This is a genomic window from Streptomyces sp. NPDC107471 (assembly GCF_055582845.1).
On the sequence record NZ_JBVJPC010000007.1, the window covers coordinates 85,163 to 100,442 of the forward strand.

Genomic DNA, 15,280 nt, shown 5'->3' on the forward strand with positions numbered 1-15,280 from the left:
CGGTCCGTACCTAAGCCGTTCATCGGATGTTATGGACAGGCCGTGCGTGCCATGCTGGGCGGCCGATCGGCTCGACTGGTGGCGCCGGGGGTGGCCATGACCGGGAATCGGGGCATCGCGCACTTCGTCTGCGGACGGCGTGCCAAGTGGGTGGTACTGGCGCTGTGGCTGGTGGTGCTGTTCCTGACGGCGCCCCTCGCCTCCAAGCTCACCGACGCCCAGGACAACGACGCGGCCTCCTGGCTGCCCGGCTCCGCGGAGTCGACCCAAGTCCTCCAGATCTCCGAGGACTTCAGGCCGGAGCAGATCCCCGCGGTCGTCGTCTACGCGCGCGAGAGCGGCCTCACCGCGCAGGAGCGGGCCACGATCGCCGAGGACGCGGCCGAGATCAGGCAGCTCACCGCGCACGGCATCCGCGGTGCGGAGACCCGGGGCCCGGTGTACGACCGGCAGAGCGACCCGCGCGCGGCCCAGATCCTCGTCCCGATCACCATGGACGAGAAGGGCTGGGAGGAGATCGCGCCCGCGGTCGACTCCATCCGTGACGTCGTCGGCGAGGGCGGCGACGGGCTCGCCGTGCACATCACCGGCCCGGGCGGCACCTCCGCGGACTTCTCCGAGGCGTTCGAGGGCATCGACTCGACGCTGCTGCTGTCCGCGATGGGCGTCGTGATCGTCATGCTGCTCATCACCTACCGCAGCCCCACCCTGCTCCTGGTCCCGCTGCTCTCGGTGGTCGCCGCGCTGTTCACCGCGCAGGCCTTCATCTACCTGCTCGCCGAGCACGCGGGCCTGACGGTCAACGGCCAGAGCGCGGGGATTCTGACGGTCCTCGTCTTCGGGGCGGGGACCGACTACGCCCTGCTGCTGGTGGCCCGCTACCGGGAGGAGCTGCACCGCCACGAGGACCGTCACGAGGCGATGGCCCTCGCCCTGCACCGCGCGGGCCCGGCGGTGATCGCCTCCGGCGCGACCGTCGTCCTGAGCATGCTGGTCCTGCTGGCCGCCGAGATGAACTCGACCCGCGGTCTCGGCCCGGTCGCCGCCATCGGGGTCACGGTCGCCCTGCTGGCGATGACGACGCTGTTCCCGGCCCTGCTGGTGATCTTCGGCCGCTGGATCTTCTGGCCGGTGACCCCGCGCGTCGGCGCCCCCGACCGCATCGAGACCGGCGTCTGGGCCCGCACCGGCCGGCAGATCGCCCGGCGCCCCCGCATGACCTGGATCATCACGGCCGTGGTCCTCGCGGTGTGCTCCCTGGGCCTGATCCAGTTGCGCGCCGAGGGCATCGGCAACGCGGACGCGTTCACCGGGAAACCGGACTCGATCGTCGGCCAGGAGGTGTCCGCGAAGTACTTCCCGGCGGGCAGCGGCGATCCCCTGGTCGTCGTGAGCAACCAGGCGCAGGCACGTCAGGTCGGCGAGGCGGTCGCGGGCACGCGGGGAGTGGTGCCCGAGTCGCTCGGCCTGCCGCCGGGCACGAAACCGTCGCACGAGGGCAAGGTCCTCTTCGAGGCGACGATGACCGCCCCGGCCGACAGCGAGGCCGCGAAACAGACGGTGGAGCGGGTCCGGGACGCCGTCCACGCGGTTCCCGACGCCGACGCCCAGGTCGGCGGCGGTACGGCCGCCCTGCTGGACATGGACCGGGCGACCACGCACGACAACATCCTGATCATCCCGCTGGTGCTGGTCGTGGTGATGCTGATCCTGTGCGCCCTGCTGCGCGCCCTGATCGCCCCGCTGCTGCTGATCGGGACGGTCATCCTGTCCTTCGCGGCGGCCCTGGGCATCAGCGCCCTGGCCTTCCGCCACCTGTTCGACTACGCGGGCGAGTCCACGGACTTCCCGCTGTTCGTGTTCGTCTTCCTGGTGGCCCTCGGCATCGACTACAACATCTTCCTGACCACCCGTATCCGCGAGGAGGCCGCCCATCGGGGCACCCGCGCGGGCGTCGTCACGGGTCTGGCCGCGACCGGCGCGGTCATCACCTCCGCCGGCCTGGTCCTGGCGGGCACCTTCGCCGCCCTCGGCACCCTCCCGATGGTCGCCTTCGCGGAGATCGGCTTCGCGGTGGCCCTGGGCGTCCTGCTGGACACGTTCATCGTCCGGTCGGTGCTGGTCACGTCCCTGTTCCTGGACGTGGGCGCCAAGGTGTGGTGGCCGCACGGCCTGGCCAAGGAACGGGTGGCCGACTCAGAGGCGCGGGGAACCGCGCGGCCGGCCGGGAAGGCGCAGCAGGCACGCGACTAGCTCACCCGGTCCGGCGAATGACCGCCAGATACATCGCATCGGTCCCGTGCACATGCGGCCACAACTGCACGTCCGGCCCCTCCCCCAGGTCCGGCACACCGGGGAACAACGGCCGCGCGTCGACCAGTTCGGCAGCCGGCCACTGCTTGAGCACGTCCTCCACGACGGCCCGCGTCTCCGCGAGATGAGGCGAACAGGTCGCGTACCCAACCACCCCGCCCACCCGGACGGAGTCCAACGCGGTGCTCAACAGGCCGCGCTGCAACGGCCCGAACCCCTCCAGGTCCTCGGGCCGACGCCGCCACCGGGCCTCCGGCCGGCGCCGCAACGCCCCGAGCCCCGTGCACGGCACGTCCATCAGCACCCGGTCGAAACTCTCCGGCCGCCACGGCGGCCGGGTCCCGTCCGCGGCGATGACCTGGTACGGCCCCGGGTTCCCGGCGAGCGCCTTGGCCACGAGCCCGGCGCGGTGCGGCTGCTTCTCGGAGGCGAGCAGCACGGCACCCCGCTCGGCGGCGAGCGCGGCGAGCAGGGCGGCCTTGCCACCGGGCCCCGCGCACCCGTCGAGCCACTTCTCGTCCCGCCCGTCGAGGGGCGCGTTCGCCAGCGCCAGCGCGACGAGCTGACTGCCCTCGTCCTGCACCCCGGCCCGGCCTTCCCGTACGGCGTCGACGGCTCCGGGCTCCCCGCCCTCGGCCAGCCGCACGGCGTACGGCGACCAGCGGCCCGCCACGGCCGACTCCTCGCGCAGCAGCTCCTCGGTGGTGGCCCGCCCGGGCCGGGCGACGAGGGTCACCTCGGGCCGTTCGTTGTCGGCCTCCAGCAGCCGCTCGATGCCGGCCCTGCCGCCGCCGAGGGAGTCCCACAGCGCGGAGACGACCCAGCGGGGGTGGGAGTGCACGACGGCGAGGTGGTCCTCGGGGTCGTCGTCGTAGGGCGGCGCGACCTTGGCGACCCACCCGTCGAGGTCGTCCTGCGCGACCTTGCGCAGCACGGCGTTGACGAACTTGGCCCGGCCGTCGCCGAGCACGACCCGGGCGAGCTCGACGGAGGCGGACACCGCGGCGTGCGTCGGGATGCGGGTCCCGAGGAGCTGGTGCACCCCGAGGCTCAGCACGTCGAGCACCGGCGGATCGACCTCGCGCAGCGGCCGGTCGACACACTCGGCGATGATCGCGTCGTACGTCCCCTGCCGGCGCAGCGTGCCGTACACGAGCTCGGTGGCGAGCGCCGCGTCCCGCGCCTCGAAGCCGCCCTTCTCCCGCGCCTTCCGCAACAGCGGCGGCAGGACGAGGTTGGCGTACGCGTCACGCTCGTCCACGGCCCGCAGCGCCTCGAAGGCGAGGATGCGGACGGGGTCTTTCTGGGGCCGACGGTACGGCTTGGCGGGCTTACCGGCCCGCCGGGGCTGCTCGCTCACGAAAAAGGTGCTCCGGGTTCAAGGTCTGGATACGCCCCCAGCGTACGTCCAGCGGGGCCCACGCCACCCGCCGAGGGCCACCTGCCGCGACCCGCCCGTCATCCGCCGAGGGCCGGGGCGCAGCCATCGTGCCGGGACCCGTCATCCGCCGAGGGCCGGGGGCGCGGGCCACCCTGCCGGCTTCGTCACCCGCAGGGGGCCAGGGCGCGCGCCGCCCTGCCGAGACCGGTCACCCACCGAGGGGCCGGGGGCACAGCCACCGTGCGGCGGCCCGTCATCCGCCGAGGGCCGGGGGCACGGGCCACCCTGCCGGGACCCGTCACCCGCGGAGGGGCCGGGGCGCAGCCACCATGCCAGGGCCCGTCATCCGCCGAGGGCCGGGCCGGGGGCCACCCTGCCAGGTCCCCTCACCCACCGAGGGCCTGGGGCACGGGCCACGCTGCCAGGTCCCCTCACCCACCGAAGGCCCGGGGCGCGAGCCACCCTGCCGAGACGGTCACCCACCGAGGGGCCGGGGCGCGGTCACCCCGCCGGGAACCGTCGCACACTGAGAGGCCAGGGCGCAGCCACCTGCCGGGAACCGTCAACCGTCGAGGGCCCGGGGCGCCGGCCACCCCGCCAGGTCCCGTCACCCGCCGACGCTCTCCCCCTCCGCGATCCTGACGCCCCGCGCCCAGTCCGCGGCCTTCATCGGCTTCTTGCCCTGCGCCTGCACCCACAGCAGTTCCACGCCGTACGACCCCGTGCCCACGTGGACGCTGTTCTTGCCGACGGACAGCGCGCCGGGCGCGAGGTCCGTGCGGTCCGGAACCGGCTGGACCTGGATGAGCTTGAGCCGCTCGCCGCGGAAGGTCGTCCAGGCGCCGGGCGACGGGTGGCACCCCCGCACGAGCCGGTCCACCCGCAGCGCCGGCGCCGCCCAGTCGACCCGGGCGTCCTCGACGGTGATCTTCGGGGCCACGGTGATGCCCTCGGCCGGCTGCGGTACGGCCTTCAGCGTGCCGTCCGCGATGCCGTCCATCGTGGCGGCCAGCAGCCCCGCCCCGGCGAAGGCGAGCCGGGTCAGCAGGTCACCGCTGGTGTCGGTGTGCCGGATCTCCTCGGTGACGGTGCCGTAGACCGGCCCGGAGTCCAGCCCCTCCTCGATGAGGAAGGTCGAGGCGCCCGTGATCTCGTCCCCCGCCATGATGGAGTGCTGCACGGGAGCGGCCCCGCGCCAGGCGGGCAGCAGCGAGAAGTGCAGGTTGACCCAGCCGTGGGCAGGGATGTCGAGGGCGACGCGGGGCAGGAGCGCGCCGTAGGCCACGACGGGGCAGCAGTCCGGGGCGATCTCCCGGAGCCGCTCCAGGAAGTCCGGGTCCCGCGGCCTGACCGGCTTCAGCACCTCGATCCCGGCCTCCTCGGCCCGCTCCGCGACCGGGCTCGCGACCAGCCTGCGCCCCCGCCCGGCCGGCGCGTCGGGACGCGTGACGACGGCGGCGACCTCGTGCCGCCCGGAGGCGATGAGAGCGTCCAGAGCGGGAACGGCGACCTCGGGGGTACCGGCGAAGACGAGCTTCATGGGTGGGCAGGGCCTCTCGGACGGGTGACGACGGGCAGCACACAAGTCTATGGCGGGGCACCACGGCCGCACCGCCGGAGCGCGTCCCGCAGACCGGACCGGCCCGTCCGGCCAAGGCGTGAACCCCCCACCCCCGGCGCACGCATATGCCGGTACGCCCCCAATGCGTGACCAGCGGAGCGTAGACGCGTTGGTCAAGAAAGAGTTGACCACAACGGGCCGCTGTCGCGGCCCCGTCCTTTTCAACGCCGGTTCGAGAGGCTTGTTCATGGCCGACCACGCAACCCACGACGCCCAGGCTCGGGCCAGCCTGCAATTGCTGGTGCGGGACATCGAGCGGGTCCGCCGGCAGGTGGACGCACTGCGCACCCTGACCGCCCAGTTGGGCAACGTCTACCGCCCGCGCCGCTCCGGTCCCTCCACGGGCTTCGTCGTCTACGGGCGTGCCCCCGCCCCCACGGTCCGTCTCGCGCAGGAGCTGCGGGACAGCGTCGAGACCCTGGTGACGGCCGCGGTCGACTTCGACCGCTCGCTCGGCTTCTCGTGGGACGCGGTGGGTTCCGCCCTCGGCGTCACCAAGCAGGCGGTCCACCGTCGTTACGGCGCCCGCCGCGCCGCCGCCCAGGCGACGGCCGAGGCCGAGCGCGCCACCGAGCCGTCGGGAAGCCGCACGGTCAGCGTCAACACCGGTATCCCCACGGTGCCGTCGGTCCCCACGGTCCCCGCGGCCCGCTCCATGCCGACCCAGCCCACCGCGGGCAGCCCCGCCCTCCGCGAGGAGGCAAGACCCACAGCCTTCCCCGGCCCCCGCAACGGCTGAGCCGCCTCCACCGTCCCCCTCTCTGCCCTCCCACCCCACGACCGGGAGGGCAGACGCATGCCCGGACCCGCCCCGGTTCCACACCGAATCCGACAGCGCGGAGGCCGCCCCTCCCACGGCCGAACAATCCGGCGGCACCCCATCTCCCCACGCCCTCACCGACCCCGTCAGGGCCAGATGCACATCCGAACACGACCCCGGTCCGCAACAGAACCTGACAACGCGTGAGCCCATCCCGAGATCGGCCGATCCGGCGGCACCCCCTCAGCACACGCTCCCACCCGCATCCGTCAACGGCCGACGCACATCCGGACACGGCCCCCACCCCCCACCGAGACCCGCCAACGCGTCAGCCCATACCGAGAGATCCGGCGGCGCCCCCAGCGGCACCCCCACCCACACCCGTCAAGGGCAGACACCCATCCGGAAACGACCCACCCACCCCCCACCGGGACCTGCCAACGCGTCAGCCCATCCCGTGGCCAGAAGATCCGGCGGCTCCCCTCAGCACACGCCCCCCCACACCCGTCACCCAATGTCAGGCGGATCGATCCGTACCCAGACCGCCCCCTCGCCCCCGCTTCCCCCACTCCGAGCCATCCGCGAAGCCTGCGCGGCCTTGAGGGAAGCGGCCAACGCTGCCCCCCTCCCCGGCGGCACCCGCACCAGCATCCGCTCCCACCGCTCCCCGACCGGCGGCGCGCCCACCCGGCGAGGTCCTCCCGCCATCGTCACCGGCAACGGCACGGGCCCCAACAGCTCTGCCTCATCCGGCAGTTCCACAGCCGCGAGGAACTCGGCGAGCGCCTCCCCCGTCCCCGACACCGAGGCCATCCGCGACACCGGCGGGAACCCCAACTCGGCCCGCTCCCCCAGCTCCCGCACCGCGTGTCCCACCGGGTCCCACCGCACCAGCGCCTGCACCGGACGCAGCGTGGGCTCGGCGACCACCACCACGGTGCCTCCGGCTCCCTGCGGCCGCACCAGCGCCGACGCCGCGATCCAGCGCCGCAGCGCGTCCTCCCCGGCCCGCAGGTCGGGCCGACCGAGCATGGCCCAGCCGTCCAGCAGCAGCGCCGCCGCGTACCCGCCCTCGGCGACCGGCTCGGCACCCGGCGTGCTCACCACCAGCGCCGGCGCCCCCGGCACGGTGTCCAGCACGTGCTCACGCCCGGACGTCCGCACCGGAACGGCGGGAAACGCCCGCCCCAGCTCCTCCGCGGTCCGCCGGGCCCCCACGACCTGCGCCCGCAGCCGGAACCCCCCGCACTCCTGGCAGTGCCAGGACTCCTCCTCGCGCCCGCACCACCCGCACCGCAGCGCCGCCGCGGACTCCTGCCCCTCCAGCGGCCCGGCACAGTGCCGACAGCGCGCGGGGGCCCGGCAGTTGGCGCAGGCCATCCGCGGTACGTACCCCCGCCGCGGCACCTGCACGAGCACCGGACCGTGCCGCAGGCCCTCCCTGACGGTCTGCCAGGCGAGCGTCGGCAGCCGGGCCGCCCGCGCGGCCTCGTCCCGCGCGAGGTCCTGGTCCCCGACCGTGCGCACCAGGGGGGCCACGGCACGCACCTGCTCCCGCGAGGCCACGAGCGGCCGGGCCCACCCGCTCTCCACGAGCTGCGCCGCCTCCACCGTGCAGCTCCAACTCCCCAGCAGGAAAGCGCACTTGTCCTGAGCGGCCCGCAACAGCAACACCTCGCGCGCATGCGGCTGCGGGGCATGCGGCTCACTGTGGCTGTCGTCGCCGTCGTCCCAGAGGGCCACGAGACCGAGGTCCTGGACCGGCGCGAACATGGCGGCCCGCGTCCCGACCACGGCCCGTACGGCACCCCGCCGCACGGCCAGCCACTCCCGGTACCGCTTCTCGGGCCCGGCGTCGGCGGTGAGGACCGCGTGCCGCCCCTCCCCCAGCACCGATGTCAGCGCGGCGTCGACGCGGGCGACGGCCCGTCCGTCCGGTACGACGACGAGCGCGCCGCGTCCCGAGGCCAGGGTCGCGGCGACGGCCCGCGCCAGCTCCTCGCTCCACTGCGGCCCGGGCAGGGCGTTCCACACCGCGCGGGGCGCACCCCCCGACGCCAGCGACTCCAGGAACGCGCCCCCGCGTTCGTACCGCCCCCACGACCCCGTCTCCGGCGCGGCCGGCGGCGGCAAGGGCTCGGGCGAGGGCCGCTGTTCGGCGCGGGCGCTACGGGGCGGCACGGCGAGCTGGAGCACATCGGCGAGGCTCCCCGCATACCGGTCGGCGACGGCCCGCGCGAGCCCCAGCAGCTCCTCGCTGAGCACCGGCTCCGGCGAGACGACCTGGGCGAGCGCCGCCAGCGGCCCGGAGTAGTCCGACTCGGCGAGCCGCTCGACCAGGAACCCGTCGATCAGCCCCCCGCCCTCACGCCGCCCCTCGCGGACGCGCCCGCGCCCGGCGCCGAACCGCACCCGCACCCGCACCCCGGGCTGCGCCTGCGCGTCGAGTTCCTCGGGCACGGCGTAGTCGAAGTAGCGGTCGAGATGCAGCACGCCCTTGTCGACCAGCACCCGCGCGACCGGAAATTCCTTGGCCAGCGCGGCCCCCCGCCACGTCCGCGGCTTGGCCCGCGGCACCTTGGCCTTGCGCACGCTCTCCCGAATGAGCGCCAACTGCTCGGGCTGCGCTCCTTCGGCGCCCTCGTCCACCGAACCGTTATCGCTGCTCACAGCATCATTGGTACCAGACCCGACTGACAGCGGGCCGTGCTGTCCCCGATGCGGTGAGCCGGTCGCCGGACAAGCCCGAGGCCCGGCCCCCCGAAGGGGACCGGGCCTCGTACGGGACGGGGCGGACCTACAGGCCCGCGGCCTTCCGCAGCGCCTCCACGCGGTCCGTCTTCTCCCACGTGAACTCCGGCAGCTCACGGCCGAAGTGGCCGTACGCCGCCGTCAGGGAGTAGATCGGGCGCAGCAGGTCGAGGTCGCGGATGATGGCGGCCGGACGGAGGTCGAAGACCTCGTCGATCGCCTTCTCGATCTTGTCGGTGTCGATCTTCGCGGTGCCGAAGGTCTCGACGAACAGGCCCACGGGCTCGGCCTTGCCGATCGCGTAGGCGACCTGGACCTCGCAGCGCGAGGCGAGACCCGCGGCCACGACGTTCTTGGCGACCCAGCGCATCGCGTACGCGGCGGAGCGGTCCACCTTGGACGGGTCCTTGCCGGAGAAGGCGCCGCCGCCGTGCCGGGCCATGCCGCCGTAGGTGTCGATGATGATCTTGCGGCCGGTCAGGCCGGCGTCACCCATCGGGCCGCCGATCTCGAAGCGGCCGGTGGGGTTGACCAGGAGGCGGTAGTTCTCCGTGTCGAGCTTGATGCCCTCGTCCAGGAGCGCCTTGAGCTCCGGCTCCACCACGAACTCGCGGATGTCGGGGGCCAGCAGGGAGTCCAGGTCGATGTCGGACGCGTGCTGCGAGGAGACCACGACCGTGTCGAGGCGGACGGCCTTGTCGCCGTCGTACTCGATGGTGACCTGCGTCTTGCCGTCGGGGCGCAGGTAGGGGATGGTGCCGTTCTTGCGGACCTCGGAGAGGCGCTTGGCGAGGCGGTGCGCCAGGAAGATCGGCAGCGGCATCAGGGTGGGGGTCTCGTCCGTCGCGTACCCGAACATCAGGCCCTGGTCGCCCGCGCCCTGGCGGTCCAGCTCGTCCTCGTCGCCCTCGACCCGGTTCTCGTAGGCCGTGTCGACGCCCTGCGCGATGTCCGGGGACTGGGCACCGATCGACACCGAGACACCGCAGGAGGCGCCGTCGAAGCCCTTCTTGGAGGAGTCGTAGCCGATCTCCAGGATCTTGTCGCGGACGAGCTGCGCGATCGGCGCGTAGGTCTTGGTGGTGACCTCACCGGCCACGTGCACCAGACCGGTGGTGATCAGGGTCTCGACGGCGACCCGGGAGGTCGGGTCCTCCTTGAGGAGCGCGTCGAGGATGGTGTCACTGATCTGGTCAGCGATCTTGTCGGGGTGGCCCTCGGTGACGGACTCCGAGGTGAACAGACGACGGGACACAACGCTCCCTGGGGTTGCAGCGGCTGCTGGCTGATCATTGGCGGACGGGCTCGGGGGCTGCGCCCGGCATCGTCCGAGAACAGTTTATCGGTCGTGCTCTGCCACGGGCCCCCCTGTCTCGCCTCTCGGGAGTGCTGTGACCTGCGGCACGGGCATTGTGCCCAATTCCGAGCGGACTTGGCCAGGGGCGCCACGCCTTAGCGGCAGAGGTTCCTGGGGGCCGAGACGCGCCTGAGCACTCAGGGCAGACGCCTCACCACCAGGTCCCAGACGGTTTCGGCCAGGAACTCCTTCGGGCCGTGCGGGACCGGGGTCTCGCTGCCGTCGGCGCCCAGGACCACCGCCTCGTTCTCCTCCGACCCGAAGGTCTTGCGCTCGCCCACCTCGTTGACGACGAGGAGGTCGCAGCCCTTGCGCCGCAGCTTCGTACGGCCGTTGGCCAGCACGTCGTCGGTCTCGGCGGCGAATCCGACGATCACCTGGCCGGGGCGGGCGCGCTCGGCCGAGATCTCGGCGAGGATGTCCGGATTCCGCACCAAAACGACGGGCTCGGGCTCCTGGCCGTCCTTCTTCTTGATCTTTCCGGCCGCGTAGGTCTGCGGCCGGAAGTCCGCGACCGCCGCCGCCATGACGACGGCGTCGGCGTCGGCCGCCGCCTTCAGGACCGCTTCGCGCAGTTGTACGGCCGTCCCCACGGGGACGACGTCCACACCGGCCGGGTCCGGCATGCCGGTGTTGGCCGCGACCAGGGTGACCCGGGCACCCCGCGCGGCCGCGGTGCGGGCGAGGGCGTACCCCTGCTTGCCGGAGGAGCGGTTGCCGAGGAACCGGACCGGGTCGAGGGGCTCGCGGGTGCCGCCGGCGCTGACGACGACGTGCCGGCCCGTGAGGTCGGGCTCGGTGACGCCGCGGGCCAGCACGCGGCGGCAGACCTCGAAGATCTCGGCCGGGTCGGGCAGTCGGCCCTTGCCGGTGTCGACGCCGGTCAGCCGGCCGACGGCCGGCTCGATCACGACGGCACCGCGGCGGCGCAGGGTCGCCACGTTCTCCTGGGTGGCCGGGTGCTCCCACATCTCGGTGTGCATGGCGGGCGCGAAGACGACCGGGCAGCGGGCGGTCAGGAGCGTGTTGGTGAGCAGGTCGTCCGCGAGGCCGTGCGCCGCCTTGGCGAGCATGTCGGCGGTGGCCGGGGCAACGACCACGAGATCGGCGTGCTGCCCGATGCGGACGTGCGGGACCTCGTGGACCTCGTCCCAGACCTCGGTCGAGACCGGGTTGCCGGACAGCGCGGACCAGGTGGCGGCGCCCACGAAGTGCAGGGCGGAGGCGGTGGGGACGACGCGGACGTCGTGACCGGACTCCGTGAGCCTTCTCAGCAGCTCGCAGGCCTTGTACGCGGCGATGCCGCCACTGACCCCCAGCACGACCTTCGGCTTGTCCACCGTCTCTCCCCGGCTCGGCAACGTACGTGTGCGACGTACGGGTCCATCACACACCACAGGCCCGACAGTCGCGCTGTCGGGCCTGTGGATAAGTCAGCGAAAAGCTGAAAGTACTACTGCGATGCCTGCTACTGCGCGGGGCCCTCGACGGCCTCGGACGTCAGCAGACCCGCGTTGATCTCGCGCAGGGCGATCGAGAGCGGCTTCTCGTGGACGTGGGTGTCCACCAGCGGACCGACGTACTCGAGGAGGCCCTCGCCGAGCTGCGAGTAGTACGCGTTGATCTGGCGGGCCCGCTTGGCCGCGTAGATCACGAGGCTGTACTTCGAGTCGGTGGCCTCGAGGAGCTCGTCGATCGGCGGGTTGATGATGCCCTCGGGCGCGGAGATGGAAGAGGACACGCTCTACCTTCCGATGGATGGGAAAGAATCGGTGTGCGTGATCACGCCTCTACGAGCAGGAACGATCACACGACATCCATCAAGGCTAGCAGCTCGCGCGCCACGTCCTCGACGGAGGTGTTGACCAAGGTCTCGTCGAACTCGGGTTCAGCCGCCAGTTCGACCTTCGCCGCCTCCAGGCGGCGCTCGATCACCTCGGGCGGCTCGGTGCCACGACCGGTGAGTCTGCGCACGAGCTCCTCCCAGGAGGGCGGAGCCAGGAACACGAGCTGGGCGTCCGTCATGGACTCACGGACCTGCCGGGCACCCTGGAGGTCGATCTCCAGGAGGACGGGCTCACCCGCCTCCAGCCGCTCCAGCACGGCCGCACGCGGCGTGCCGTAGCGGTTGCCGGCGAACTCGGCCCACTCCAGCAGCTCGCCGTTGGCGATCAGCTTGTCCATCTCGTCGTCGGTGACGAAGAAGTACTGGACGCCGTGCTTCTCGCCGGGGCGGGGCCTGCGGGTCGTCGCCGACACCGAGAGCCAGACCTCGGGGTGTTCCTTGCGCATATGGGCGACGACCGTGCTCTTGCCGACCCCCGAGGGGCCGGAGAGCACGGTCAGCCGCGGACGTACGTCCGGGGGCTCGGGGGTCGTCCCCCGGAATGTTGCAGCCATGCAGCGATTATTCCAGCAATCCCGGAGTGCCCGGGACTCCCTGTCCGGAGTGACCCCGGTTCAGGAGCCGGTGCTGCCGAACTCACGCTCCAGCGAAGCGATCTGGTTGGAACCGAGGCCGCGTACACGACGGCTCTCGGAGATGCCGAGTCGCTCCATGATCTGCTTGGCGCGGACCTTGCCCACGCCCGGCAGGGACTCGAGCAGGGCGGAGACCTTCATCTTGCCGATGACGTCGTTCTCCTGGCCCTGCTTGATGACCTCGTGGAGAGAGGCGCCGGAGTGCTTGAGTCGATTCTTGACCTCGGCCCGCTCCCGGCGAGCCGCGGCGGCCTTTTCGAGCGCGGCTGCGCGCTGTTCAGGGGTAAGGGGCGGAAGAGCCACGCCTACGTCACCTCGGATGTCGAACTGTCGGATACGGACCGGTGAGGAACCTAGTCGCCCCACACCTGGGGAGCCACGAGCAACACGCTCGCCCGTTGACTCTGCGTCGGAGACTAGCGGGCAAGTCCGCCAGAGTCAGCGAGAACAGCGGAAAAGTCCTGGTCAGCCTCCGTCAGGCCGGACATTTCAGACATACTGCCCCGGATTTGAGGATGTATTCAGACTCAAGCGGGCCTCGAACCTTCCGCCGGAGGACTCGAACGGGGGTCTCGAACATCCGCTCCGACCGTCGGAAACGTCTCGTCCGGTCCTTGTCCGGTCGTCGTCCGGTCCTCCGGCACCCGACTCAGCCGGTCGGCAGTGCCGCCCGGACCTCCTCCGCGAACCGGTCGGAGGCCGTGCGCAGCGCACCGGTGTCGGGGCCGTGCCGCAGCACTCCCCGGCTGACATTGGGCACGACATTGCGGATCGCCGTCCCGAAGACCCGGGGGAGGTCCGCCGGGGTGGCCCCCTGGGCACCGACGCCGGGCGCGAGGAGCGGACCGTTGATGTCCAGGTCGTAGGTCGACAGGTCGCCCAGCGTGGCCCCCACGACGGCGCCGAAGGACCCCAGGGGCTCCTCGCCGGTGTTCTCGGCCGCCAGGTGGGCCAGCATGGTCGCGCCGACGTTCCGGCCGTCCGCGCGGACCGCGTGCTGGACCTCGCCGCCCTCCGGGTTGGAGGTCAGCGCGAGCACGAACAGGCCCGCGCCGCTCTCGCGCGCCAGCGCGAACGCCGGTGAGAGAGAGCCGTAGCCGAGGTACGGCGACACGGTCAGGGCGTCCGAGAACAGCGGGGAGTCCTTGCGCAGGAAGGCCTCGGCGTACGCGGCCATGGTCGAGCCGATGTCACCGCGCTTGGCGTCCATCAGGACCAGCGCACCGGCCGCACGGGCCTCCTGGACGGTCGTCTCCAGGACGGCGACCCCGCGCGAGCCGAAGCGCTCGAAGAACGCGCTCTGCGGCTTGAACAGGGCGACACGGTCGGACAGCGCCTCGACGACCGTGCGGCTGAAGCGCTCCAGGCCGGCCACATCGTCGTTCAGTCCCCACTCGGTGAGCAGGGAGGCGTGCGGGTCGATCCCCACGCACAGAGGGCCGCGCTCGTCCATGGCACTGCGCAGACGGGCGCCGAAGGGCTCGGTCATACCGTGGTCTTCCTCACGTCGGCGCCGACCGCGTCGGCGAGGGTGGCGTAGGGGCTCGTGCGCAGGCGCGCGGCGAGGCCCTTGTGGACGGCACGGGCCCAGAACGGCCCTTCGTAGACGAAGGCGCTGTAGCCCTGGACCAGGGTGGCACCCGCCAGGATGCGCTGCCAGGCGTCCTCGGCGTTCTCCACGCCGCCGACGCCCACCAGGGTGATCCGGTCGCCCACGCGCGCGTACAGGCGCCTGAGGACCTCCAGGGAGCGCTCCTTGAGGGGTGCCCCGGACAGGCCGCCGGTCTCCCTCACCAGGGCGGGTCCTGACTTCAGACCGAGTCCCTCGCGCGCGATGGTGGTGTTGGTGGCGATGATGCCGTCCAGGCCGAGCTCCACGGCCAGGTCGGCGACCGCGTCGACGTCCTCGTCGGCGAGGTCGGGCGCGATCTTCACCAGGAGCGGGACGCGGCGGTGCGCGACGATCCGGTCGGCGGCCTCACGGACGGCGGTCAGGAGCGGGCGCAGCGCCTCGGTGGCCTGGAGGTTGCGCAGTCCGGGCGTGTTGGGCGAGGACACGTTCACGACGAGGTAGTCGGCGAAGGGCGCGAGGCGTTCCGTCGACTTGACGTAGTCGCCGATGGCCTCGGCCTCGGGGACGACCTTGGTCTTGCCGATGTTGACGCCCACGACGGTCTTGAAGACCGGCTCCCGGGACGCCAGCCGGGCCGCGACGGCCAGCGAGCCCTCGTTGTTGAAGCCCATGCGGTTGATGAGCGCGCGGTCCGGCACGAGGCGGAACAGCCGCTTCTTGGGGTTGCCCGGCTGGGCCTCGCCGGTCACGGTGCCGATCTCGACGTGGTCGAAGCCCAGCATGGCCATGCCGTCGATCGCGACCGCGTTCTTGTCGAAGCCCGCGGCGAGACCGAAGGGACCGTGCATGCGCAGCCCGAAGGCCTCGGTGCGCAGCTCCTTGTGGCGGGGCGCGAGGGCGGCCGCGACGAAGGTGCGCAGCACGGGGACGCGGACGGCGAGCCGGATCCAGCGGAAGGCGAGGTGGTGGGCCTTCTCGGGGTCCATGCGCCGGAAGACGAGATTGAAGAAGATCTTGTACATGGTGTCCTCATGAAGAGGGGG

12 protein-coding genes are annotated in these 15,280 nt (G+C 72.5%); 2 read left to right on the forward strand and 10 right to left on the reverse strand.

The window, feature by feature from the left end; genetic code table 11:
- Nucleotides 1-96: 96 nt before the first annotated feature.
- Nucleotides 97-2,253: an MMPL family transporter gene (locus tag ACZ66S_RS23890; RefSeq protein WP_469903557.1), complete on the forward strand. Its 2,157-nt coding sequence runs from the start codon at nt 97-99 to the stop codon at nt 2,251-2,253.
- Between the two features lies 1 nt (nt 2,254).
- Here the strand turns inward: ACZ66S_RS23890 and ACZ66S_RS23895 are convergent, their stop codons facing one another.
- Nucleotides 2,255-3,673, reverse strand: a complete 1,419-nt coding sequence (locus tag ACZ66S_RS23895; protein WP_469903558.1) for an RsmB/NOP family class I SAM-dependent RNA methyltransferase — start codon at nt 3,671-3,673, stop codon at nt 2,255-2,257.
- 628 nt (nt 3,674-4,301) lie between these two features.
- Nucleotides 4,302-5,234 carry a methionyl-tRNA formyltransferase gene (gene fmt, locus ACZ66S_RS23900; RefSeq protein ID WP_469903559.1) on the reverse strand — a complete coding sequence of 311 codons (933 nt, stop codon included), beginning with the start codon at nt 5,232-5,234 and terminating at the stop codon, nt 4,302-4,304.
- Nucleotides 5,235-5,502: 268 nt separating this feature from the next.
- On the opposite strand from fmt, the gene ACZ66S_RS23905 reads away from it, so the two are divergent.
- Nucleotides 5,503-6,054, forward strand: a complete 552-nt coding sequence (locus ACZ66S_RS23905; protein ID WP_469903560.1) for a hypothetical protein — start codon at nt 5,503-5,505, stop codon at nt 6,052-6,054.
- A gap of 528 nt (nt 6,055-6,582) precedes the next feature.
- Here ACZ66S_RS23905 and ACZ66S_RS23910 read toward each other — a convergent pair.
- The 8 genes from ACZ66S_RS23910 to ACZ66S_RS23945 form a co-directional block, all read right to left on the reverse strand.
- Nucleotides 6,583-8,745 (reverse strand): primosomal protein N', encoded by a 2,163-nt coding sequence (locus ACZ66S_RS23910; RefSeq protein WP_469903561.1) that lies wholly within the window; start codon nt 8,743-8,745, stop codon nt 6,583-6,585.
- A 127-nt stretch (nt 8,746-8,872) separates the two neighbouring features.
- Entirely contained in the window at nt 8,873-10,081 is a 1,209-nt protein-coding gene (metK, locus tag ACZ66S_RS23915; RefSeq protein ID WP_469903562.1) for a methionine adenosyltransferase, read from the reverse strand.
- 239 nt (nt 10,082-10,320) lie between these two features.
- Nucleotides 10,321-11,523, reverse strand: coding sequence for a bifunctional phosphopantothenoylcysteine decarboxylase/phosphopantothenate--cysteine ligase CoaBC (gene coaBC / locus ACZ66S_RS23920; protein ID WP_469903563.1), 1,203 nt, complete (start codon nt 11,521-11,523; stop codon nt 10,321-10,323).
- A 128-nt stretch (nt 11,524-11,651) separates the two neighbouring features.
- A complete protein-coding gene (rpoZ, locus tag ACZ66S_RS23925; protein ID WP_003988945.1) occupies nt 11,652-11,924 on the reverse strand; it encodes a DNA-directed RNA polymerase subunit omega in 273 nt (90 codons plus the stop codon).
- 65 nt (nt 11,925-11,989) lie between these two features.
- The gene (gmk, locus tag ACZ66S_RS23930; protein WP_469903564.1) at nt 11,990-12,583 is read right to left on the reverse strand and encodes a guanylate kinase; all 594 of its coding nucleotides are present in this window, start codon (nt 12,581-12,583) and stop codon (nt 11,990-11,992) included.
- A 60-nt stretch (nt 12,584-12,643) separates the two neighbouring features.
- Nucleotides 12,644-12,967, reverse strand: a complete 324-nt coding sequence (locus ACZ66S_RS23935; protein WP_003977346.1) for an integration host factor — start codon at nt 12,965-12,967, stop codon at nt 12,644-12,646.
- A gap of 346 nt (nt 12,968-13,313) precedes the next feature.
- The gene (gene pyrF / locus ACZ66S_RS23940; protein WP_469903565.1) at nt 13,314-14,153 is read right to left on the reverse strand and encodes an orotidine-5'-phosphate decarboxylase; all 840 of its coding nucleotides are present in this window, start codon (nt 14,151-14,153) and stop codon (nt 13,314-13,316) included.
- The gene (locus ACZ66S_RS23945; protein WP_469903566.1) at nt 14,150-15,259 is read right to left on the reverse strand and encodes a quinone-dependent dihydroorotate dehydrogenase; all 1,110 of its coding nucleotides are present in this window, start codon (nt 15,257-15,259) and stop codon (nt 14,150-14,152) included. The genes pyrF and ACZ66S_RS23945 overlap by 4 nt, the downstream gene beginning before the upstream one ends.
- Between the last annotated feature and the right edge of the window lie 21 nt (nt 15,260-15,280).